Below are 20,218 nucleotides of genomic sequence, written 5' to 3'. Positions count from 1 at the left end.
CTAGATCATCTGCATGCGGTCGTAGTCGTCGTTGTCCTCGAACCAGCCGCCGCGGCCCTTGCCGACGATGTCGTAGCGGTTGACCACGTCGATGCGCTCGACCCACTTGATGGAGCGGAAGCCGGTGGAGATCTCCTGCCGGATGCGCATCGGGGCGCCGTTCTCGATCGGCACGTTCTTTCCGTTGAGCGAGATGGCGACCAGGGTCTGCGGCTGGTTGGCCTCGACCATGGGCGCGGACTCGTAGTAGAAGCCCTCGTCGTAGACGGCGTCGTCGCGGCCCATGTTCTGGAAGCTCTGGAAGACGACGTCGGTCGCACCCGGCAGCGGGCGGGCCAGGTCGAGGATCGTCTTGAGCGGCACGCCGCCCCACTCACCGACCGAGGAGAAGCCCTGCACGCAGTTGTGCATGGTCACCTGGGAATGGTCCTTGGCCAGTTCGCGCAGGTCCCGCATGGACAGCACCATCGGGCGCTCCACGTAGCCGCCGATCTCGAGGTAGTAGTCGTCCTCGTAGTTGTTGGCCACCATCGCGGTGTACTCGTCGATCTCCGGCGGGCAGCCCGAGCCGCGGAATAGGCGGCCGGTCTTGAAGCCGGTGAAGTCCTGGCGGCTGGGCAGCTTGATCAGCCGGCGGGTCAGCGGGCGCACCAGCGTGTTGTTGAGCCGGCGCACGAGGTGCGGCTTGTGCAGCGAGGTCTTGGTGGCGATCACGTGGAGGAAGACCACGAAGGCGAGCAGCGCGGTGAAGATGACGCCGCCGGCGACCGGGGAGTCCGAGTGGCCGAAGACCATCTTGGAGACCTCGTGGCCGTAGCCGTGCATGATGACCATCGCGACGTGGATGACGATGAACACCAGGTAGATGATCAGGCCCCAGAAGTGCAGGGTGCGGATGACCTGGCGGCCGCCGAGGGCCTTGGTGACCCGCGGCCAGTGCGTGTTGACGGCCGGGGCCTGGAAGAGGCCGGTGAAGATCATGAAGGCCGGCAGGATCAGCATCACGAAGGCGTAGGAGAGCTGCTGCACCGAGTTGAAGGGCATGCCGTCCTGCGCGTGCGGGATCTGGAAGGCCAGGTAGTGCACCACGTCGTCGAGGGCCTGCGGGAAGACGTCCCAGCTCTGCGGGACGTAGCGGCGCCACTGGCCGGTGACGGCCAGCAGGACGTAGTAGATGAGGAAGCAGGTGACGTAGCCGGTCACCATGATGAAGTGCCAGTAGCGGCCCTGGCCGAGCTTGCCGTAGCCGGGCAGCGAGACGATCGGGGAGTAGTTCTCGTACTCCGCGCCGACCGCGTAGTACTTGTGCTTCGGCTTCTCCTTCACCGTGAACTGGGCCCAGTGCTCACCGGGCTGGTTCTGCACCTTGCGGTGCAGGCGCGGGTAGGTGCCCAGGATCTCGATGCCCGAGCGGATGAAGAAGGTGACGAAGATGATGTTGAGGAAGTGCTCGGCACGCAGCCACCAGGGAAATCCGAATTCCATTGTCTCTTTCTCCTTCGGGCTCTCAGTCCGTGAAGCCCTGGTCGTCGGGCCAGGCGACGATCATGCCGTAGTTGATGGCCCAGTTGAGCACCCAGTAGGCGACGGAGGCGAGCATCATCGTGTTCCAGCACGCCGCCAGCTCGACGCTCGCGCCGTTCCAGACGTAGGGCGCGTCGCCGAAGAGCCCGCCGACGTAGACGAGCACGGCGACGGTGGCCACGAGGCTGCCGTAGTCCCAGATGCGCATCCGGGTGCACAGGCCGAGCGCGAGGTAGACGGCGGCCAGTGCCGCCACCGCCCACAGCGCGAACCCGGCCCCGGGGAAGGGGAGGTGGTCGGAGAGCGCCACGGCCACCGCGGTGCCGCCGATGACGGCGACGACGATCAACAGCAGCGCCTTGGTCAGGCGCGGCAGGTTGATCCGGATGTAGCGCAGGAACGGCGCGCGCTCCCGGCCCGGCGGGATGTGGTGGAACACATCCTCGGTGGCGTTGGGGGTGCCGACCGCGTTGATCTCTTTCATGGGGCGACCCTTTTCCAGTCAGTCCGTCCCCCGGGACGTCCACGCGCGGCGGCTGATGCGCCGGGGTTTATCAACGACGTTTCCCGTGGGGCTTGACACATCGGAGTCTAAGGCCGAATCCCAGGGCATGCATAGTGTACGAGCGTACAAATGTCCAGGTGAGCGCAGTTGCAGAAGGCATGAAAAAGCCCCCGGCCGAAAAGCCGGGGGATTGGCACGGGTGAGTCCGTGAAAAGGGGTCAGTCGACGACGATGACCATGAGGTCGCGGGGGCCGTGCACGCCCTCGACGCGGACGAGCTCGATGTCCGAGGTCGCCGAGGGACCGGAGATCATGGTCACGGGCAGCTCGGGGTCGAGGCGGTCGACCATCTCGGGCACGCCGTAGACCACGGTGTCCATGTGCACGATGCACACGTGCCGGTCCGGCACCAGCGTCAGGGCACGGCGGCCGTTGGTCGCGTTGGACTGCAGGCAGATCGTGCCCGTCTGCGCGCACGAGACGTGCGAGTCGGTGACCACCGCGTCGACGGCGTCGAGCTCGCGCGGGTCGGAGTCGCGGGAGTCCGGGGTGCACTCGGCGTCGACCTCGGCGAAGAGGCCGGTGTCCAGCCCCTCCGCGTAACGCACGGTGTGTGCGCCGCGCTCGGAGAGCACGCGGGCCAGGGTGGCCGGCAGCTCCTCGGAGCTCGAGCGGGTCACGTCGGCGCGGTAGTCGACGAGGCGTCCGATGAGCAGCTCACGCAGCTCGTCGCGGCCCATCTCGGAGGTCGTGTTGTACTCGCGGGGCACCTCGACCTCGGCCGGGGTGTGCGAGAGCTGCTGGGCGTCGCGGACCCGCTGGAGGATCTCGCGCTTGGCGTCGGCGTTGCGGCGCTCCTCGGCGGTGGTCATCGGTTCTCCTCCTCGTTGTCCTGCGCGTTGTCCTGTTCGGCGGACTCGTCGCCGGCGTCCTGCGCTTCGGCGGGCATGCCCTCGCGGCGGGCCTCGTCGAGCAGCTCGCGCGCCTCGTCGGAGTTCCACCAGGAGCGGAAGGACTTCTTCGGGGGCACGGCGGTGTCGCGCACGTCGGTCCAGCCGGACATGAAGCTCGGCAGGTGGGTGATGGTCTTGTCGAACCCGCCGAGCACGCGGCCGAGGAAGATCCGCTGCATGACGGCGTTCCACAGCTTCGGGTGGCCCATGGCCACGCCCGCGGCGTCGAGCAGGGCGCCCTCGATCTTCGGCCGGTGGTTCTCGACCTTCTGGTGGCGCAGCTCGACCAGGATGTCCGTGATCGGGATCTTGACCGGGCAGACGCTGTCGCAGCGCCCGCACAGCGAGGACGCGTAGGGCAGTGAGGCCGAGGGGTCGTCGGTGGAGTCGATGCCGGTCAGCTGCGGCGTGATGATCGCGCCGATCGGGCCCGGGTAGACGGAGCCGTAGGAGTGGCCGCCCGCGCGCTCGTAGACGGGGCAGACGTTCAGGCACGCCGAGCAGCGGATGCACTTGAGCGCCTCGCGGCCGATCTCGTTGGCCATCGCGTGGGTGCGGCCGTTGTCGAGGATGACGACGTGGAAGTCCTGCGGGCCGTCGCCCTCGGTGGTGCCGGACCACAGCGAGGTGTAGGGGTTCATCCGCTCGCCGGTCGAGGAACGCGGCAGCAGCTGGAGGAAGACGCCGAGGTCGGAGAAGCGCGGCAGCAGCTTCTCGATGCCCATCACGGAGATCAGGGTCTCCGGCAGGGTCAGGCACATGCGGCCGTTGCCCTCGGACTCGACGATGGAGACCGTGCCGGTCTCCGCGACACCGAAGTTGCAGCCGGAGATGGCGACCTTGGCGCGCATGAACTGCTCGCGCAGGAAGAGGCGGGAGGCCTCGGCCAGCTCGGGCGGGTTCGCGGGCAGCGACTCGTCGGTGTTGGGCATCTCGCGCACGAAGATGTCGCGGATCTCCGCGCGGTTGCGGTGCAGCGCGGGCACGACGATGTGGGAGGGGCGGTCGTGGCCGAGCTGGACGATCAGCTCCGCCAGGTCCGTCTCCCGGGCGTGGATGCCGGACTCCTCGAGGACCTCGTTGAGCGCGATCTCCTGGGTGGCCATCGACTTGATCTTGACCACGTCGGTCTCGCCGGTGGCCTTGACCAGGTCGGTGACGATCCGGCCGGCCTCGGCGGCGTCGCGGGCCCAGTGGACGTGGCCGCCGCGGGCGGTGACGGCCGCCTCGAACTGCTCGAGCAGCTCGGGCAGGTGGGCGGCGACCTCCTGCTTGATCGCGGAGCCGGCGTCGCGCAGCTGCTCCCAGTCGTCGCACTCGGAGACGACGCGGGCGCGCTTGGCGCGGATCGAGGTGGTGGCGTGGTGCAGGTTGCGCCGCTTGGTGGCGTTGTCCAGCTCGGTGTGGGCGGCGGTGGTGAAGCCGACGTCGCCGCGCAGGGCGCTGGGGGAGTGGGAGGCGACCGGCGGCATGGCCGGGCGGCCGAGGTTGACGACGCTCACAGCATGGCCTCCCTCTGGTAGGCGGCGCGCTCGGGGGTCCACGGGTGCTCGCGGGTGGAGGCGAGGATCTCGGCCATGTGCACGGCACGGATGCCGGTGCGCTGGCGCGAGAGGGCGCCGACGATGTTCATCAGGCAGGAGGAGTCGCCGGCGGTGACGTACTCGGCGCCGGTGGACTTGATGTTGCGGACCTTGTCCGAGACCATCGCCGCGGAGACCTCGGCGTTCTTGACGGAGAAGGTGCCGCCGAAGCCGCAGCACTCCTCGTGGTTGGGCAGGTCGACCAGCTCGAGGCCCTCGACGGCGTTGAGCAGCCGGTAGGGCTTGTCGCCGACCTCGATGAAGCGCAGCGAGTGGCAGGAGGCGTGGTAGGTCACGCGGTGCGGGAACCAGGCGCCCAGGTCGGTGCGCTGCTCGACGTCGCAGAGGAACTCGCACAGCTCGTAGGTCTTGTCGGCGGCGCGGTGGGCGCCGTCGACGAGGGCGGAGTCGCCGTAGCGCTCCGCGATGCGCACGTGCTGTTCGCGCACGGCGCCCGCGCAGGAGCCCGAGGGGGCGACCACGCAGTCGATGGACGGGTCGGCGAAGGCGTCGGCGTAGGTGCGGATGATCGGCACCGCCTCACGCTGGTAGCCGGTGTTGATGTGCATCTGTCCGCAGCAGGTCTGGCCCTCGGGGAAGACGACCTCGTGACCCAGGCGGGTCAGCAGGATCGCCGTCGCCTTGTGGGCGTCCGGGAAGAGTGCGTCGCCGATGCACGTGGAGAAGAGCGCGATGCGCATGTGAGCGGCTCCTGGAGAGTATTCGGCGTGAAGACGGACGTCCGCTCCGCCGAACTCGCCGGGGTCGTCGTGAGACGTCTGCGACGGGGGTGGTGGGGTGGGCGTCCGGGTCCTTGGGGCACCCCCGACTCTAGCGCAGAATTAGTTGACATGCCCGCGGGTCAGGCCCGCCACCTGGGCTTATTAATGCAACGACGGTGTTGCGTTATTCCGTTTGCGATCGAAGATAATGTCCGGGTGGTTCCGTTTCGGCTACCCCGGCGGGGGTGGCGCCCCGGGTGTGACGTGCGCCGCCGAGCCGGGCGCCGCGCCCCCGCACGGGCCCCGGGGGACGCCGCCGAGGGGGTGACCGGGGTCAAAGATAGGGACCATGCGATTTTTCCGACGCCCCGGTCGTGCCGGACGCGCGCGACCTGTGCGTTAGAATCTGCGCCCATGACACCTGCAGCCCTCGGAGAACTCATCGGCACCACGGCCTCGGCCGTCTTCGCCGACCACAACCTCGATACCGCGGTGCTCCCGGAGACCGTGACCGTCGAGCGGCCGCGCAACCCGGAGCACGGCGACTACGCCACCAACCTGGCCCTGCAGGTGGCCAAGAAGGCCGGCGTCAACCCGCGCGAACTCGCCGGCTGGCTGGCCGACGCACTCGGCGCGGACGACGCCGTCGCCTCCGCCGAGGTCGCCGGACCCGGCTTCCTCAACATCCGCCTGGCCGCGGCCGCCCAGGGCGAGATCGTCGCCCGCATCCGGGAGGCCGGCGCGCGGTTCGGCCACGCGGACACCTACGCGGGCAGCCGCATCAACCTCGAGTTCGTCTCCGCCAACCCGACGGGGCCGATCCACCTGGGCGGCACCCGCTGGGCCGCCGTCGGCGACTCCCTGGGCCGCGTGCTCGAGGCCGCCGGCGCCGAGGTCACCCGCGAGTACTACTTCAACGACCACGGCCGCCAGATCGACCGCTTCGCGCGCTCGCTGGTGGCCGCGGCGAAGGGGGAGCCGACCCCGGAGGACGGCTACGGCGGCGCCTACATCGCCGACATCGCCCGACGCGTCGTCGACAAGCGCCCCGACGCGCTCGAGCACGGGCCGGAGGAGACGCAGGAGATCTTCCGCGCCGAGGGCGTGGAGATGATGTTCGCCCACATCAAGTCCTCCCTGCACGAGTTCGGCACCGACTTCGACGTCTTCTTCCACGAGAACTCGCTGTTCGAGTCCGGCGCCGTCGACGCCGCGATCCAGAAGCTGAAGGACAACGGCGAGCTCTACCTCGCCGACGGCGCCTGGTGGCTGCGCTCGACCGACTTCGGCGACGACAAGGACCGCGTCGTCATCAAGTCCGACGGCGACGCCGCCTACATCGCGGGCGACATCGCCTACATCGGCGACAAGATCGGCCGCGGCCACGACCTGTGCATCTACATGCTCGGCGCCGACCACCACGGCTACATCGCCCGCCTCAAGGCGGCCGCCGTGGCCCTGGGCTACCGCGCCGAGCAGGTCGAGGTGCTCATCGGCCAGATGGTCAACCTGCTGCGCGACGGGCAGGCGGTCAAGATGTCCAAGCGCGCCGGCACCGTGATCACCCTCGACGACCTCGTCGAGGCGATCGGCGTCGACGCCGCGCGCTACGCGATGATCCGCTCCTCGGTGGACAGCTCGCTGGACATCGACCTGGACCTGTGGGCCTCGCAGTCCAACGACAACCCCGTCTACTACGTCCAGTACGCCCACGCGCGCCTGTGCTCGCTGGACCGCAAGGCCGCCGAGACCGGCGTCGAGCTGCCGGCGGCCGACCTCGCCGCGCTCACCCACGAGCGCGAGGGCGAGCTCATCCGCACCCTCGGCGAGTTCCCGGCCGTGGTCACCGCCGCCGCGGAGCTGCGCGAGCCGCACCGTGTCGCCCGCTACGCCGAGCGCCTGGCCGGTGTCTTCCACCGCTTCTACGACAACTGCCCGATCCTGCCGAAGGCGGACGAGGAGCCCACGGCCCGGCACGCCGCGCGCCTCGAGCTGGCGCGCGCGTCGCGTCAGGTGCTCGCCAACGCCCTCGACCTGCTCGGCGTGACCGCGCCGGAGCGGATGTAGAGGGGGACGCCAGGTGACCGTCCCGAAGAACATACCGGAGTCCGTCCGCCAGACCGTCGCGGCGTTCAAGGCCCAGGGCCGCACGGCCGAGGAGGCCTTCAACGAGCTGCCGGCGAACGTCTGGCCGACCAACGCGCGCCGCCAGGAGGACGGCGTGGTCACGGTCGCGGGCGTCCCGCTGCCCGAGATCGTCGAGGAGTACGGCGCGCCCGTCGTGGTCGTCGACGAGGCCGACTTCCGCCTGCGCGCCCGCCAGCTGGCCCGCGCCTTCGGCGGCCCGGACCACGTGCACTACGCGGCCAAGGCGTTCCTGACCCGCCAGATCGCCCGCTGGGTCGACGAGGAGGGCCTGAGCCTCGACGTCGCGAGCGCCGGCGAGCTGGCCATCGCGCTGGCCTCCGGCTTCCCCGCCGCGCGCATCACCGTGCACGGCAACAACAAGACGCGCGGCTTCCTCGAGGAGTGCGTGCGCGCCGGCGTCGGCCACGTGGTGCTGGACTCGCCCGGTGAGCTGCACATGCTTGACGACGTCGCGCGTGGCGCCGGTGCGGTCCAGTCCGTGCTGGTGCGCGTCACCCCCGGCGTGGAGGCGCACACCCACGAGTTCATCGCGACCTCGCACGAGGACCAGAAGTTCGGCTTCTCGCTGGCCTCGGGCGCGGCCTTCGGGGCCGTGCGCGACGCGCTGGCGGCCGAGGGACTGCACCTCGACGGGTTGCACTGCCACGTCGGCTCGCAGGTCTTCGACGCCGAGGGCTTCTCCCTGGCCGCCCAGCGCGTGCTGGGGCTGCTCGGCCGCGTCGTCGACGAGCTGGGCCCGGAGTACGGCGGGCGCGAGGCCCTGGCCGAGGAGCTGAGCCTGCTCGACCTCGGCGGCGGCTTCGGCATCGCCTACACCGCCGAGGAGGACCCGCTGGACGTCGCCGGTGTCGCCCGCGACATGCTCTCGCAGGTCGCCGCGCACGCGGAGGCCTCCGGGGTGCCGGCGCCGAAGGTGATGGTCGAGCCCGGCCGCGCGATCGTCGGCCCCTCGGCCGTGACCGTCTACGAGGTCGGCACCGTCAAGGACGTGCCGATCGACGAGGGCATCACGCGGCGCTACCTGGCCGTCAGCGGCGGCATGTCGGACAACATCCGCCCGATGCTCTACGACGCCAACTACGACGCCCGTCTGGTCAACCGCTTCGCCGAGGGCGAGGCCGTCGCCGGGCGCGTCGTCGGCTCGCACTGCGAGTCCGGCGACATCCTCGTCCACGACCTGATGGTCCCGGACGACGTCGGGGTCGGCGACCTGGTCGCCCTGGCCGCCACGGGCGCGTACTGCCTGGCGATGTCGTCGAACTACAACGCCGCCTGCCGCCCGCCGGTGGTCGTCGTCGACGGGGGAGAGGCACGCCTGATGGTGCGCCGTGAGACCGTCGACGACCTCATGGCCCGCGAGGTCCTCTGAGGCTCCGAGGGCCCCTGACGGGCCCCTGCGTCGTGCAAAATGAACAGCATGGTCTATAGTGTCGGGACATACCCGTATCGACGCTTGAGGCAGGAGAGAGATGACGACGCAGCAGCATGACGCCGCCCGGTACCCGACGGCGGCGGCCCGCGAGAATCGTCCGGTGGGCATCGCCCTGCTGGGCTACGGCACGGTCGGTTCCGAGGTCCTGCGGCTGATGACCGAGAACTCCGAGGCTCTCGAGCACCGCATCGAAGGGCCCTTCGAGCTGAAGGGCGTGGCGGTCTCGGACGCGTCGAAGCCCCGCGAGGGCGTGGACCCGGAGCTGATCACCGAGGACGCGCGCAGCCTGGTGCTGCGGGACGACGTCGACGTCGTCGTCGAGGTCATCGGCGGCATCGACTACCCGCGCGAGCTCGTGCTCTCCGCGCTCAACGCGGGCAAGTCCGTGGTCACAGCGAACAAGGCCCTGGTCGCCGCGCACGCCGACGAGCTGGCCGCCGCCGCGGACGCCAACAACGTCGACCTCTTCTACGAGGCCGCCGTCGCCGCCGCGATCCCGGTGGTCAACATGCTGCGCCGCTCGCTGGCCGGCGACCAGATCCGCCGGATCTCCGGCATCGTCAACGGCACCACGAACTTCATCCTCGACGCCATGGACGCCACCGGCGCCGACTACGAGGCCGCCCTGGCCGAGGCGACCCGCCTGGGCTACGCCGAGGCCGACCCGACGGCCGACGTCGAGGGCCATGACGCGGCGAGCAAGGCCGCGATCCTGGCCTCGATGGGCTTCTACACCCGCGTGCGCTTCTCCGACGTGAGCTGCGAGGGCATCACCGGCGTGACCGCCGAGGACATCGAGGCGGCCAAGGCCGCCGGAGACACCATCAAGCTGCTGGCAATCTGCGAGAAGATCACCGGAGAGGACGGCACCGTGTCCGTATCCGCCCGCGTCCACCCGACGCTCGTGCCGCGGGAGCACCCGCTGGCCAGCGTGTCCGGCTCCTACAACGCCGTGTTCGTCGAGGCCGAGGGCGCCGGCGACCTGATGTTCTACGGCAACGGCGCCGGCGGCGCCCCCACCGCCTCGGCCGTGCTCGGCGACGTCGTCGGCGCGGCGCGCAACAAGTACCTCGGCGGCCACGCCCCGAAGGACCTGACCTACGCGGACCTGCCGATCGCGGACCCGGGCGACGTGCCCACCCGCTACCACATCGACCTGCGCGTCCACGACCGCGTCGGCGTGCTGGCGGACCTGGCGCGCACCTGCGCCTCGCGCGGTATCTCGCTGCGCACCGTGCGCCAGGAGGAGGGCTACGAGGTCGACGGCCACGAGGCCGCCCGTCTGATCCTGGTCACCCACACCGCCCGCGAGCACGACCTCGCCGACTTCGTCGCGGACCTGAAGGCCCACGACGACGTCCTGGCGGTCAAGTCGGTCATCCGGCTGGCCGAGTAGCGGCGGCCGGGCGAAGCGCGAGCAGAGCGAGCAGAGGAGGAGCGAGAGACATGGCAGTGGAACTCGAGGTCGGGCGCGCCGTCACCGTGCGCGTGCCCGGCTCCTCGGCGAACCTGGGCCCCGGATTCGACACGATGGGCCTGGCGCTGGACATCCACGACACCGTCGAGGTCGAGGTCATCGACTCCGGCCTGGAGATCGAGATCCACGGCGAGGGCGCGGCCGACCTGCCGCGCGACGCCTCGCACCTGGTGGTCAAGGCGATCAACGCGGGCCTCAACGCCGCGGACGTCACCGCCCCGGGTCTGCGGGTGACCTGCACGAACACTATCCCGCAGTCGCGCGGGCTCGGGTCCTCGGCCGCCGCGGCCGCCGCCGGTGTGCTCGCCGCGAACGGCCTGGCGGACTCCCCGCTCAGCGAGGAGCAGCTCGTCCAGCTGGCCAGCGCCTTCGAGGGCCACCCGGACAACGCCGGCGCCTCGGTGCTCGGCGGCGGCGTGGTCTCCTGGACCGAGATCCCCGTCGACGGCGTGAGCCAGCCGGTCTACCGGGCCGTGCGCATCCCCGTTGACGAGCGGATCCGCGCGACCGTGCTCGTGCCGTCCTTCCACGCCTCCACCCAGGCCGTGCGCCGCGTGCTGCCCAGCCACGTCACGCACACCGACGCCCGGTTCAACGTCTCGCGCACGGCGGTGCTCTCCGTCGCGCTGCAGGCGCACCCGGAGCTGCTCTGGGAGGGCACCCGCGACCGGCTGCACCAGCCGTACCGCGCGGACGTGCTGCCCGTGACCGCGGAGTGGGTCAACCGCCTGCGCAACCGCGGCTGGGCGGCCTATCTCTCGGGCGCCGGCCCGACCTGTGCGGTGCTGTCCACCGAGCCGGTGGACCCCGCGCTTCTCGACGCGGCCCGCGAGGAGGGCCTCAGCGTCTACGAGCTCTCCGTGGCCGGCGGCCCGACGGTCACCCCGTCCCGGGCCTGACTGATCAGGGCCCGAGTGACCGGGCCCGGACGGACTAGGGCCGCACGCAGAGGGTGCAGCGGCCCTTCTCGGTCAGGGGCAGCATCGTCGTCTGCGCGGTCGAGGTGGCGCCGAAGTACTCCTCGATGAATCCCTCGTGGATCGCGCAGACGACGGGGGAGGGGGCCGCCTCGCCGGCGACGAAGGGGCAGGCGCGCAGCGAGACCACGCGCGTGCCCTCGGGGGTCTCCTCGGTGAGGTCGCCGCGCGACTCCGGCTCGTCGGCCGGGTCGAAACCGAGCTGACGCAGCCGCTGGACCAGCTGGTCGAAGGCGGCGTCCGCGCCGACGCGGCCGCCCTCGTCGGCGAGCGTCATCTTGCGCGCCCACCGCCGCCCGATGCGGTGCGCGGTGGCGAAGCGCTCCTCGGGGTCCGGGGTGCGGGCGGTCAGGTCGTCCGCCATGATCTCGATGAGCGAGAGGTACTCGCGGGCGATGGCCCGGTTGTCGGGCAGCCGGGCGGAGAAGAGGATCGTCGGGCGGCCGCGGCCGTGGATGGGGGCGGTGGCCGTGTGCACGGCGCGGTGGGCGAGCAGCTCGTCGAGGTGTCCGCGCACGGTGTTGGCGTGCATGCCGAGGATCTCGGAGAGCTGGGCGACCGAGACGCCGCCGGGGTGCTCGCGCAGGGCGGCCAGGACCTCGCGCTGCTTGGGGCTCAGCGGCAGGGCCTCGGAGAACAGCTCGGTGGCGGGCCGCGGTGCCCGGCGGCGGGCGGGAGCTCCGGTACGCATACCTTTTATCGTACCCCGGACGAAACAGGGGTCAGCGCTTGCCCGGGCCCTTGAGGGCGACGACGTCGTAGTCGCCGGCGGCCAGGTGGGCGCGCAGATCCTTCTTGTCGAACTTGCCCACCGAGGTCTTGTCGATGTGGCGCACGAAGGTCCAGTACTCCGGGAGCATCCAGCTGGGCAGCTGGTTGCGCAGCCGGTCGCGCAGCATCTCCGCGGTCCCGGCGTCCTGCGGGACGTCGGGGTGGACGACGGTGACCACCAGCGGGCGTTCGCCCCACTTGTCGTCCGGGTAGCCGATGATGGCGGCCTCGACGACCTCGGGGGACTCCATGACCATGTTCTCCACCCCGGCCGAGTAGATCCACTCGCCGCCGGAGCGGATGACGTCGCGGGCGCGGTCGTGGACGGTCAGGTAGCCGTCCTCGGTGACCGAGCCGACGTCGCCGGTGCGCAGCCACCCGTCGGCGGTGAACTGGACCTCCGGGGTCTCGGCGGCGCGCCCGTCGGCACCCGCGCTGTCGGCGCCGACGTAGTAGGAGCCGGCCACCAGGGGGCCGCGCACCTGGATCTCGCCCTGGTTACGGTCGGTGGCGGAGACGACGCGGCCGTCGTTGACCACGCGGTAGTCCACGGTGGCGGGGAAGCGGCCCTGGCTGGTGCGGTAGGTCCAGCGCGCCTCGCCGGAGGCGCCGGCCGGCGGGCGGGCCACCGAGCCGACCGTGGAGGTCTCCGTCATGCCCCACACGTGCACGACGTCCACGCCGTAGCGCTCCTCCCACATCGACAGCAGCACCGGCGGGGCCTGGGAGCCGCCGACGAAGATCTCGGTCAGGCTCATCCGCTCCGGCGGGTTGTGCATGTAGTGCACGAGCAGCTGCATCCACACCGTGGGCACGCCGTGGGCCACGCGCGGGTGCGTCGCGGCGATCAGCTCGGCCAGTGTCTCGCCGGAGACGTCGGCGTCGGGCAGCACCAGCGGGGTGCCCGCCATGAACGCCGCGAAGGGCACCGCCCAGCTGAGCACGTGGTAGATGGGCACGCAGCACAGGAAGCTCTGGCCGTTGGAGACGGCCATCGAGTCCGTGCCCAGCAGCGTCAGCGCCGTCAGGTAGAGCGAGCGGTGGGAGTAGGCCACGCCGCGCGGCTCGCCGCCGGTGCCGGTGGAGTAGCACAGGGCCGCGGCGTCGTTCTCGTCGGGCACGGGCCACGCGTAACGGGTGGCGCGACCGTCGAGAAGCGCCTCGTAGGAGTGGACGCTCACCCCCTCGGGCAGCTCCACGTCCGGCAGCTCGGTGCCGATGAAGACGACGTGGCGCACCCCGGGGCAGCCCTCGAGGACCTCGGCGAGGCGGTCGGCCAGCCGCGGGTCGGCGATGACGACCTGGTCCTCGGCGTCGTTGACGATGTGCCGGATCTGGCTGACCATCAGCTGCTTGTTCAGCGGGTTGAAGACGGCGCCCATGCACGGCACGGCGAACATCGTCTCCAGGTGCTCGGCGCAGTTGTGCATCAGGGAGGCCACCCGCGCGTCGCCGGAGACCCCCAGCTCATCGCGCAGGGCGTGGGCCAGCGCGGCGGCGCGGGCGGCGATTTGGGCGAAGGTGGTCTCCTCGCCCCGGCCGTTCTTCCACGTGGTCACGCGGGTCCGGCCGTGCACCGAGGCGCCGTAGGAGAGGATGCGGGCCACGGACAGTGGTATGTCCTGCATCGTCGACTGCATGTGCCCCACACTACCGCCGGGGGCCGAAGTTCCACCGTCGTGGTGCCATGCGTTAGACTTGTCGCCGGATTGGCCGGGTGCCCGCCCGTATGTGGGGGCCCGCCCCCTCCCGGGGCAGTTGCCCGACCCGCGCGCGGAACTTGAGCGGCGGGGACGGAGGGGAGTCACGGCCGACCGGCATCGTCAGGCCCGAGGGGCGCACCGGGGTGCGCCCGTACGCGATTTTCCGGGCCGCGAGAAGTCTCCACCCGGGCCGCGCGCGCCGCGTCTCCACCGCCGTGGGCCGCACCCGGAGCCACGAAAGGACATCTGTGACGACACTGGACAGCACCACCCCTGCCGCCGGCGGGGACCTCGCCGGAATGCGCATCCCCGAACTGAAGGCCATGGCCGCCGGGATGGGCATCAAGGGGTTGTCGGGCAAGCGCAAGGCCGACATCATCGCCGCGATCCGGGCCGGGGGTGGCGGGCAGGTGTCCGCGAAGCAGTCGACGAAGAGACAGGACCAGGACCGAGCCGTGGACAACGAGAGCAACGAGAACAAGGGCCGCGACGAGGGCCGCGGCGACGACCGGGGCGGGCAGCAGGACGGCCGGCAGGGCGGTCAGCAGGACGGCCAGGGTCGCAAGGACGGCCAGAAGGACGGCCAGAAGGACGGACAGAACCACTACGAGTCCCGCTCCCAGGCGCGTCGCGCCCGCCGCAACCGTGCCCGTCAGGCCCAGCGCGAGCAGGAGAACCAGGACAACGGTTCCCGCGGCGGCCAGAACGACGGCGGCCACGACAACAACGGCGGCGGCAACAACAACGGTCATGGTGACGGCCAGAACCACGGCGGCCACAACGACGGCAACCACGGCAAGGGCCGCCGCCGCGAGCGTCGTCGCCGCGGGCGTCGCAACCGCGACGGCAACAACAACCAGAACAACCAGAACAACGGCAACCAGAACCAGCAGGGCGGCCGCAACCAGAACCCCGAGGACCTCGAGCCGGTCGCGGGCATCCTGGACATCGTCGACAACAACGTCGCCTTCGTGCGCACCACGGGCTACCACCCCTCGGAGAAGGACGTCTACGTCCCCAACCAGCTGATCAAGCGCTGCGGGCTGCGCTCCGGCGACGCCGTGACCGGCCGGATCTCCGCCGGCGGCGCCCAGGTGCGCGGCCGCGGCCGCAACCGCCAGAAGTTCAGCAACCTCGCCCACGTCGAGACCGTCAACGGCCTGAGTGTGGAGGACGCCCGCCAGCGGCCCGACTTCGCCAAGCTGACCCCGCTGTACCCGAACCAGCGCCTGCGCCTCGAGACCGAGCAGAAGGTCCTGACCACCCGCGTGATCGACCTGATCATGCCGATCGGCAAGGGCCAGCGCGCGCTGATCGTCTCCCCGCCGAAGGCCGGCAAGACCACCATCCTGCAGAACGTGGCCAACGCGATCTCGACGAACAACCCGGAGTGCCACCTCATGGTCGTCCTCGTCGACGAGCGCCCCGAGGAGGTCACGGACATGCAGCGCAGCGTCAACGGCGAGGTCATCGCCTCGACGTTCGACCGGCCGCCGAGCGAGCACACCGCCGTCGCGGAGCTGGCCGTCGAGCGCGCCAAGCGCCTCGTCGAGCAGGGCAAGGACGTCGTGATCCTGCTCGACTCGATCACCCGCCTGGGCCGTGCCTACAACAACTCCTCGCCGGCCTCGGGCCGCATCCTCTCCGGCGGCGTGGACTCCAACGCCCTCTACCCGCCGAAGCGCTTCCTGGGCGCCGCGCGCAACATCGAGCACGGCGGCAGCCTGACGATCATCGCCACCGCCATGGTGGAGACCGGCTCGGCCGGCGACACCGTGATCTTCGAGGAGTTCAAGGGCACCGGCAACGCCGAGCTCAAGCTCGACCGCAAGATCTCCGAGCGCCGCGTCTTCCCGGCCGTCGACGTCGGACCGTCCGGCACCCGCAAGGACGAGCTGCTGCTCGCCCCCGAGGAGGCCCGCCTGGTGCACAAGCTGCGCCGGATCCTGGCCGCCCTGGACAACCAGGCCGCGATCGACCTGCTGATCAAGCAGCTGAAGAAGACCAAGAGCAACGGCGAGTTCCTCATGCAGGTCGCCTCGAGCGCCCCGATGGCCGCCGACAAGGACGTGGAGGACTACCTGTGAGCACCGAATCCACCCGCGTCGACGACGTCCTGTCCGAGTACCAGGGCATCGAGGCCCAGATGGCGGACCCGTCCCTGGCCGGCGACCAGGACGCCTTCCGCCGCCTGTCCAAGCGCTACGCCGAGCTCAAGCCGATCGTGCAGGCCCACGAGGAGCACGAGAAGGTCGTCGCCGACCTGGCCGACGCCCGCGAGCTGGCCCACGAGGACCACGACTTCGCCGCCGAGGCCGAGCGCCTGGCCGCCCGCGAGGTCGAGCTCGAGGAGAAGCTGGCCGACCTGCTCGCCCCGCGCGACCCGCACGACGGCGACGACATCATCATGGAGGTCAAGGCCGGCGCCGGCGGCGAGGAGGCCGCGCTCTTCGCCGGCGACCTGGTGCGCATGTACGAGAAGTTCGCCGACAAGCACGGCTTCGTCTACGAGGTCCTCGACCTTGCGGAGTCGGATCTGGGCGGCGTGAAGGACATGACGCTGTCGATCCGCTCGCGGCACCCGGGCCGCGACGGCGCGTGGAGCGTCTTCAAGTTCGAGGGCGGCGTCCACCGCGTCCAGCGCATCCCCGTGACCGAGTCGCAGGGCCGCATCCAGACCTCGGCGGCCGGCGTGCTCGTCTACCCGGAGCCCGAGGAGGTCGGCGAGGTCGAGATCGAGGACAAGGACCTGCGCGTCGACGTCTACCGTTCCTCCGGCAAGGGCGGCCAGGGCGTCAACACGACGGACTCGGCCGTGCGCATCACCCACCTGCCCACCGGCATCGTGGTGACCTGCCAGAAGGAGCGCTCCCAGATCCAGAACAAGGCCCGCGCCATGCAGGTGCTGGCCGCCCGCCTGCAGCAGATGCAGGAGGAGGCCGCGGAGGCCGAGGCCGCCGAGGGCCGCGCCGCCCAGGTGCGCACGATGGACCGCTCCGAGCGCATCCGCACCTACAACTGGCCGGAGAACCGCATCTCCGACCACCGCATCGGCTTCAAGGCCAACAACCTGGACCAGGTCCTCGACGGCAACCTCGACGACCTCTTCGACGCCCTGCGCACCGCCGAGCGCGCCGAGCGTCTCGAGGCCGAGTGACCGGCACCTGGCGCGCCGAGCTGCGGGCCGCCGCCGAGCGGCTCGGGGCCGCCGGCATCGAGTCGCCCGCCACCGACGTGCGGCTGCTGGCCGCGCACCTGGCCGGCTGCGCGCCGCTGGAGGTCGGCTTCCTCGACGCCGCGCCCGCGGGCTTCGCCGAGGCGCTGGCCCGCCGGGAGCGCCGCGAGCCGCTGCAGCACATCACCGGCACCGCCGCCTTCGGCCCGCTCGACATCGCGGTCGGGCCCGGCGTCTTCATCCCGCGCCCCGAGACCGAGGTGCTCGCCGACTGGGCGGTGCGCCGCCTGCGCGGCGTGCGCGCACCCAAGGTGGTGGACCTGTGCACCGGTTCCGGCGCCCTGGCCTGCTACATCGCCCACGAGATTGACGACGTCGCGGTGGTCGCCGTCGAGCTCTCCGCCGACGCGGCCGCGTGGGCGCGCCGCACCGTGGCGGACAACGCGCTGGGCGGGCGCGTCACCGTGGTCGAGGGCGACGCGACCGACGCCGGGCTGCTCGCGGAGCTGGCCGGCGCCGTCGACGCCGTGGTGTGCAACCCGCCGTACGTGCCGGCCGCCGGGCCGGTGGCCCCGGAGGTCGACGCCGACCCGGACGTCGCCGTCTACGGCGGGGAGTCCGGCATGGACGTCATCGAGAGGCTCCTGGACCCGGTCGCGCGCCTGCTGCGCCCCGGCGGGGTCTTCGGCGTCGAGCACGACGACACGACCGCGGAGCGGACCGCGGCGCTCGTGGACGCCACCGGCCGGTTCACCCCGGCGGAGCACCTGTGCGACCTGGCGGGGCGGGAGCGCTTCGTCACGGCCGCTAGACTGTGAGTCCGCGTCCGGGAGGTCCGGACGCGGCAGAGCCAGAAGAGACGAGGGACCCACGTGGGAAACATCTACAGCTGTCTCGACGCCGCGAAGCGACGCGACGCCGTGCGGGCCGCGGCCGAGGCCGCCCGCTCCGGTGAGCTGGTGGTCACCCCGACCGACACCGTCTACGGCATCGGCGCGGACGCCTTCAACAACCCGGCGGTGGCCGCGCTGCTGGCCGCCAAGCACCGCGGACCGGACTACCCGGTGCCCGTGCTCGTCGGCTCCTGGGACACCGTCGCCGGCCTGACCTCCGGCGTCGACGGGCGCACCCGGGCCCTGGTCGAGGCCTTCTGGCCGGGCGGGCTCTCGCTCGTCGTGCCCGAGGCGCCCTCGCTGCCCTGGGACCTCGGCGACACCCGCGGCACCGTGATGGTGCGCATGCCCAACCACCCGGTGGCCCTGCAGCTGCTGCGCGAGGTCGGCCCGATGGCCGTCTCCTCGGCCAACATCCACGGCCACCCGGCGCCGACCTCGGCGGCCGCGGCGCGCCAGCAGCTCGGCGACTCCGTGTCCGTCTACCTCGACGCCGGGGAGGCGACCATCGGCGAGCCCTCGACGATCGTCGACATGTCCGGCACGACCCCGCGCATCCTGCGCGCCGGCGCGGTGCCGGGGGAGCGCATCGCCGAGGTCCTCGGGCTCACGCCCGAGTCCATCGGGGCCGCGGCTGAGGGCGAGAACGCGGCCGAGGCTGCGGCTGACGCCGCAGCGGGGGATAAGGAATAACCCGTGGGCGTCGGTGTGGCGGGCGTTCCCCTGCGCGAGCTCGGACTCGTGCTCCTCGTGGGCGCCGCGGTGACCTTCCTGGTCACCGGGCTGATCCGCTACGCCCTCGTGCGCACCGGCCGGATCGCGGAGATCCGCAAGCGCGACGTGCACACCCAGCCGACCCCGCAGCTCGGCGGGGTGGCGATGTTCACCGGCTTCGGCGCCGCCGTCTACCTGGCCAGCCAGCTGCCCGCGCTCACCCGCGGGTTTTTGCCCGTGACCCCGGAGATGAGCGCGGTGATCTGGGCCGGCTTCGTCATCGTCGCCGTCGGCGCCATCGACGACCTCTACGAGCTCGACGCGCTGACCAAGCTCGTCGGGCAGATCCTCGGCGCCGTCGTGATGAGCCTGCTGGGCCTGAACTGGACGCTCCTCTACGTCCCGGTGGGGGAGGGCACCACCGTGGTCCTCGACCAGGTCCAGTCCACGGTCTTGACAACGGTGTTCACCGTGCTGCTCGTCAACGCGCTGAACTTCGTCGACGGGCTCGACGGCCTGGCCGCCGGGCTCGGCGCGATCGCCGGCGGCGCGCTGCTGCTGTACTCGCTGACCGTCCTGCACGACCAGGGCGGGGCCGTGGCCGCCTACCCGCCGGCTATCATCGCCGCGGGCCTGGTGGGCATCTGCCTGGGCTTCCTGCCGCACAACTTCGAACCCTCACGCATCTTCATGGGCGACTCCGGGGCCATGCTCATCGGCCTGCTGCTCGCGGCGGCCGCGACCTCGACCTCCGGCAAGATCAACATGTCGCTCTACGGCACCGTGGACATGATCGCCCTGGCCAGCCCCATCATCGTGGTGGCGGCCGCCGTCTTCGTGCCCGTGCTCGACCTCGTGCTCGCCGTCGTGCGCCGCGTCTCGGCGGGGCGCTCGCCCTTCGCCGCCGACCGGATGCACCTGCACCATCGCCTCCTGCGACTGGGCCACACCCACCGGCGCACGGCGCTGGTGCTGTACCTGTGGTGCTCCGTCTTCGCCTTTGGGGCGGTGTCCTTCTCCGTGGTCCCGCCGCCCGTGGCGGCGGGCGCCACCGCTTTCGCGCTCGTGCTCGCCGCGGCGGCCACCCTCGTGCCCCTGCGCGACGGCCGCATCGGGCCGGGCAGGCACCGCGCCGGCTGAGCGCGACGTCGGTAAGCGGTAGTGTTGACGGGCGTGAACGACACCGTAAACGACGCCCCCATCAACGAAGGCGACCACGACGACCCGCGCCGGCCCCTGCAGAGGGCGGTGCGCCAGGGCGGCGTCGCGCTGCTCGCGGTCACGGTCGTGTCCCTGGTCGCCTGGGGGTGGGCACGTGACCTGCCCGGCATCTGGGGGGTCCTGATCGGCGCCGCGATCGGCGGCGGGTTCGTTCTGCTCACCGCACTGAGCGTGCTGCTGACCTCGGGCACCTCGGCCGCCACCACCGGGGCGGTGGTGCTGGGCGGCTGGCTGCTCAAGCTCGGCGTGCTCGTCGTCGTGCTGTTCGTGCTGCGTGGCATGGACTTCTACGACACCTGGGCGTTCTTCGTCACCGTGGTCGTCGCCCTGGTCATCGTGCTCGCCTGCGAGGCCTACGCGGTGATCACCACCCGGGTCACCTACCTCTCGGAGAAGGGCTGAGGACCATCCGGGCACGCG

At 71.3% G+C, this 20,218-nt stretch carries 17 protein-coding genes; 10 read left to right on the top strand and 7 right to left on the bottom strand.

All coding sequences use genetic code 11. The annotated features are described in order from the left end of the window. From CFRA_RS06900 to CFRA_RS06880, 5 genes are all read right to left on the bottom strand, one after another. On the bottom strand, nt 1-1,485 hold the full coding sequence (locus CFRA_RS06900) for a molybdopterin-dependent oxidoreductase (RefSeq protein ID WP_075664027.1): 1,485 nt from the start codon (nt 1,483-1,485) through the stop codon (nt 1-3). A gap of 22 nt (nt 1,486-1,507) precedes the next feature. Next, nucleotides 1,508-2,008: a hypothetical protein gene (locus tag CFRA_RS06895; RefSeq protein ID WP_075664026.1), complete on the bottom strand. Its 501-nt coding sequence runs from the start codon at nt 2,006-2,008 to the stop codon at nt 1,508-1,510. Between the two features lie 239 nt (nt 2,009-2,247). Then, nucleotides 2,248-2,901, bottom strand: coding sequence for a LutC/YkgG family protein (locus CFRA_RS06890; protein ID WP_075664025.1), 654 nt, complete (start codon nt 2,899-2,901; stop codon nt 2,248-2,250). Next, nucleotides 2,898-4,454: a LutB/LldF family L-lactate oxidation iron-sulfur protein gene (locus CFRA_RS06885; protein WP_075664932.1), complete on the bottom strand. Its 1,557-nt coding sequence runs from the start codon at nt 4,452-4,454 to the stop codon at nt 2,898-2,900. Before CFRA_RS06885 ends, CFRA_RS06890 begins: the two co-directional genes overlap by 4 nt. Nucleotides 4,455-4,480: 26 nt before the next feature. Further along, nucleotides 4,481-5,266: a (Fe-S)-binding protein gene (locus tag CFRA_RS06880; protein WP_075664024.1), complete on the bottom strand. Its 786-nt coding sequence runs from the start codon at nt 5,264-5,266 to the stop codon at nt 4,481-4,483. Nucleotides 5,267-5,701: 435 nt separating this feature from the next. Between CFRA_RS06880 and argS the strand changes: the two genes are divergently transcribed. The 4 genes from argS (at nt 5,702) to thrB (ending at nt 11,243) form a co-directional block, all read left to right on the top strand. Continuing rightward, nucleotides 5,702-7,354, top strand: a complete 1,653-nt coding sequence (gene argS / locus CFRA_RS06875; RefSeq protein ID WP_075664023.1) for an arginine--tRNA ligase — start codon at nt 5,702-5,704, stop codon at nt 7,352-7,354. 31 nt (nt 7,355-7,385) lie between these two features. Continuing rightward, complete coding sequence (gene lysA, locus CFRA_RS06870; protein ID WP_075664931.1) at nt 7,386-8,804, top strand: diaminopimelate decarboxylase; 1,419 nt, start codon at nt 7,386-7,388, stop codon at nt 8,802-8,804. A gap of 100 nt (nt 8,805-8,904) precedes the next feature. After that, the gene (locus CFRA_RS06865) at nt 8,905-10,263 is read left to right on the top strand and encodes a homoserine dehydrogenase (RefSeq protein WP_075664022.1); all 1,359 of its coding nucleotides are present in this window, start codon (nt 8,905-8,907) and stop codon (nt 10,261-10,263) included. A 50-nt stretch (nt 10,264-10,313) separates the two neighbouring features. Beyond that, the gene (gene thrB, locus CFRA_RS06860) at nt 10,314-11,243 is read left to right on the top strand and encodes a homoserine kinase (RefSeq protein WP_075664021.1); all 930 of its coding nucleotides are present in this window, start codon (nt 10,314-10,316) and stop codon (nt 11,241-11,243) included. A gap of 34 nt (nt 11,244-11,277) precedes the next feature. Here thrB and CFRA_RS06855 read toward each other — a convergent pair whose 3' ends face one another. Next, nucleotides 11,278-12,012 carry a helix-turn-helix transcriptional regulator gene (locus tag CFRA_RS06855; protein WP_075664020.1) on the bottom strand — a complete coding sequence of 245 codons (735 nt, stop codon included), beginning with the start codon at nt 12,010-12,012 and terminating at the stop codon, nt 11,278-11,280. 31 nt (nt 12,013-12,043) lie between these two features. Then, the gene (locus CFRA_RS06850; RefSeq protein ID WP_075664019.1) at nt 12,044-13,732 is read right to left on the bottom strand and encodes a long-chain fatty-acid--CoA ligase; all 1,689 of its coding nucleotides are present in this window, start codon (nt 13,730-13,732) and stop codon (nt 12,044-12,046) included. Between the two features lie 362 nt (nt 13,733-14,094). Between CFRA_RS06850 and rho the strand changes: the two genes are divergently transcribed. Genes rho through CFRA_RS06820 form a run of 6 tightly spaced genes read left to right on the top strand, consistent with a single transcriptional unit; the run spans nt 14,095 to nt 20,200 of the window. Beyond that, the gene (gene rho, locus CFRA_RS06845) at nt 14,095-15,882 is read left to right on the top strand and encodes a transcription termination factor Rho (RefSeq protein ID WP_083667047.1); all 1,788 of its coding nucleotides are present in this window, start codon (nt 14,095-14,097) and stop codon (nt 15,880-15,882) included. Next, nucleotides 15,879-16,952 carry a peptide chain release factor 1 gene (prfA, locus tag CFRA_RS06840; protein WP_075664018.1) on the top strand — a complete coding sequence of 358 codons (1,074 nt, stop codon included), beginning with the start codon at nt 15,879-15,881 and terminating at the stop codon, nt 16,950-16,952. Before rho ends, prfA begins: the two co-directional genes overlap by 4 nt. Further along, entirely contained in the window at nt 16,949-17,788 is an 840-nt protein-coding gene (gene prmC / locus CFRA_RS06835; protein WP_245797509.1) for a peptide chain release factor N(5)-glutamine methyltransferase, read from the top strand. The genes prfA and prmC overlap by 4 nt, the downstream gene beginning before the upstream one ends. 54 nt (nt 17,789-17,842) lie before the next feature. Next, nucleotides 17,843-18,556: an L-threonylcarbamoyladenylate synthase gene (locus CFRA_RS06830; RefSeq protein WP_083666883.1), complete on the top strand. Its 714-nt coding sequence runs from the start codon at nt 17,843-17,845 to the stop codon at nt 18,554-18,556. 3 nt (nt 18,557-18,559) lie between these two features. Further along, the gene (locus tag CFRA_RS06825; protein WP_075664017.1) at nt 18,560-19,717 is read left to right on the top strand and encodes an MraY family glycosyltransferase; all 1,158 of its coding nucleotides are present in this window, start codon (nt 18,560-18,562) and stop codon (nt 19,715-19,717) included. A gap of 24 nt (nt 19,718-19,741) precedes the next feature. Beyond that, complete coding sequence (locus tag CFRA_RS06820) at nt 19,742-20,200, top strand: Cg1360 family ATP-synthase-associated protein (protein ID WP_075664016.1); 459 nt, start codon at nt 19,742-19,744, stop codon at nt 20,198-20,200. The last annotated feature ends 18 nt before the right edge of the window (nt 20,201-20,218 follow it).

This window comes from Corynebacterium frankenforstense DSM 45800 (assembly GCF_001941485.1).
Taxonomy (GTDB): Bacteria; Actinomycetota; Actinomycetes; order Mycobacteriales; family Mycobacteriaceae; genus Corynebacterium; species Corynebacterium frankenforstense.
The sequence above is the reverse complement of the archived record's forward strand: the minus strand, read 5'-3'. Positions and strand labels throughout refer to the sequence as shown.

What these genes read in the sequence shown, in the direction of transcription:
- CFRA_RS06900 (WP_075664027.1), bottom strand. Translation starts at nt 1,485, where the DNA reads ATGGAATTCGGATTTCCCTGGTGGCTGCGTGCCGAGCACTTCCTCAAC.
- CFRA_RS06895 (WP_075664026.1), bottom strand. Translation starts at nt 2,008, where the DNA reads ATGAAAGAGATCAACGCGGTCGGCACCCCCAACGCCACCGAGGATGTG.
- CFRA_RS06890 (WP_075664025.1), bottom strand. Translation starts at nt 2,901, where the DNA reads ATGACCACCGCCGAGGAGCGCCGCAACGCCGACGCCAAGCGCGAGATC.
- CFRA_RS06885 (WP_075664932.1), bottom strand. Translation starts at nt 4,454, where the DNA reads ATGCCGCCGGTCGCCTCCCACTCCCCCAGCGCCCTGCGCGGCGACGTC.
- CFRA_RS06880 (WP_075664024.1), bottom strand. Translation starts at nt 5,266, where the DNA reads ATGCGCATCGCGCTCTTCTCCACGTGCATCGGCGACGCACTCTTCCCG.
- argS (WP_075664023.1), top strand. Translation starts at nt 5,702, where the DNA reads ATGACACCTGCAGCCCTCGGAGAACTCATCGGCACCACGGCCTCGGCC.
- CFRA_RS06865 (WP_075664022.1), top strand. Translation starts at nt 8,905, where the DNA reads ATGACGACGCAGCAGCATGACGCCGCCCGGTACCCGACGGCGGCGGCC.
- thrB (WP_075664021.1), top strand. Translation starts at nt 10,314, where the DNA reads ATGGCAGTGGAACTCGAGGTCGGGCGCGCCGTCACCGTGCGCGTGCCC.
- CFRA_RS06855 (WP_075664020.1), bottom strand. Translation starts at nt 12,012, where the DNA reads ATGCGTACCGGAGCTCCCGCCCGCCGCCGGGCACCGCGGCCCGCCACC.
- CFRA_RS06850 (WP_075664019.1), bottom strand. Translation starts at nt 13,732, where the DNA reads ATGCAGTCGACGATGCAGGACATACCACTGTCCGTGGCCCGCATCCTC.
- rho (WP_083667047.1), top strand. Translation starts at nt 14,095, where the DNA reads ATGCGCATCCCCGAACTGAAGGCCATGGCCGCCGGGATGGGCATCAAG.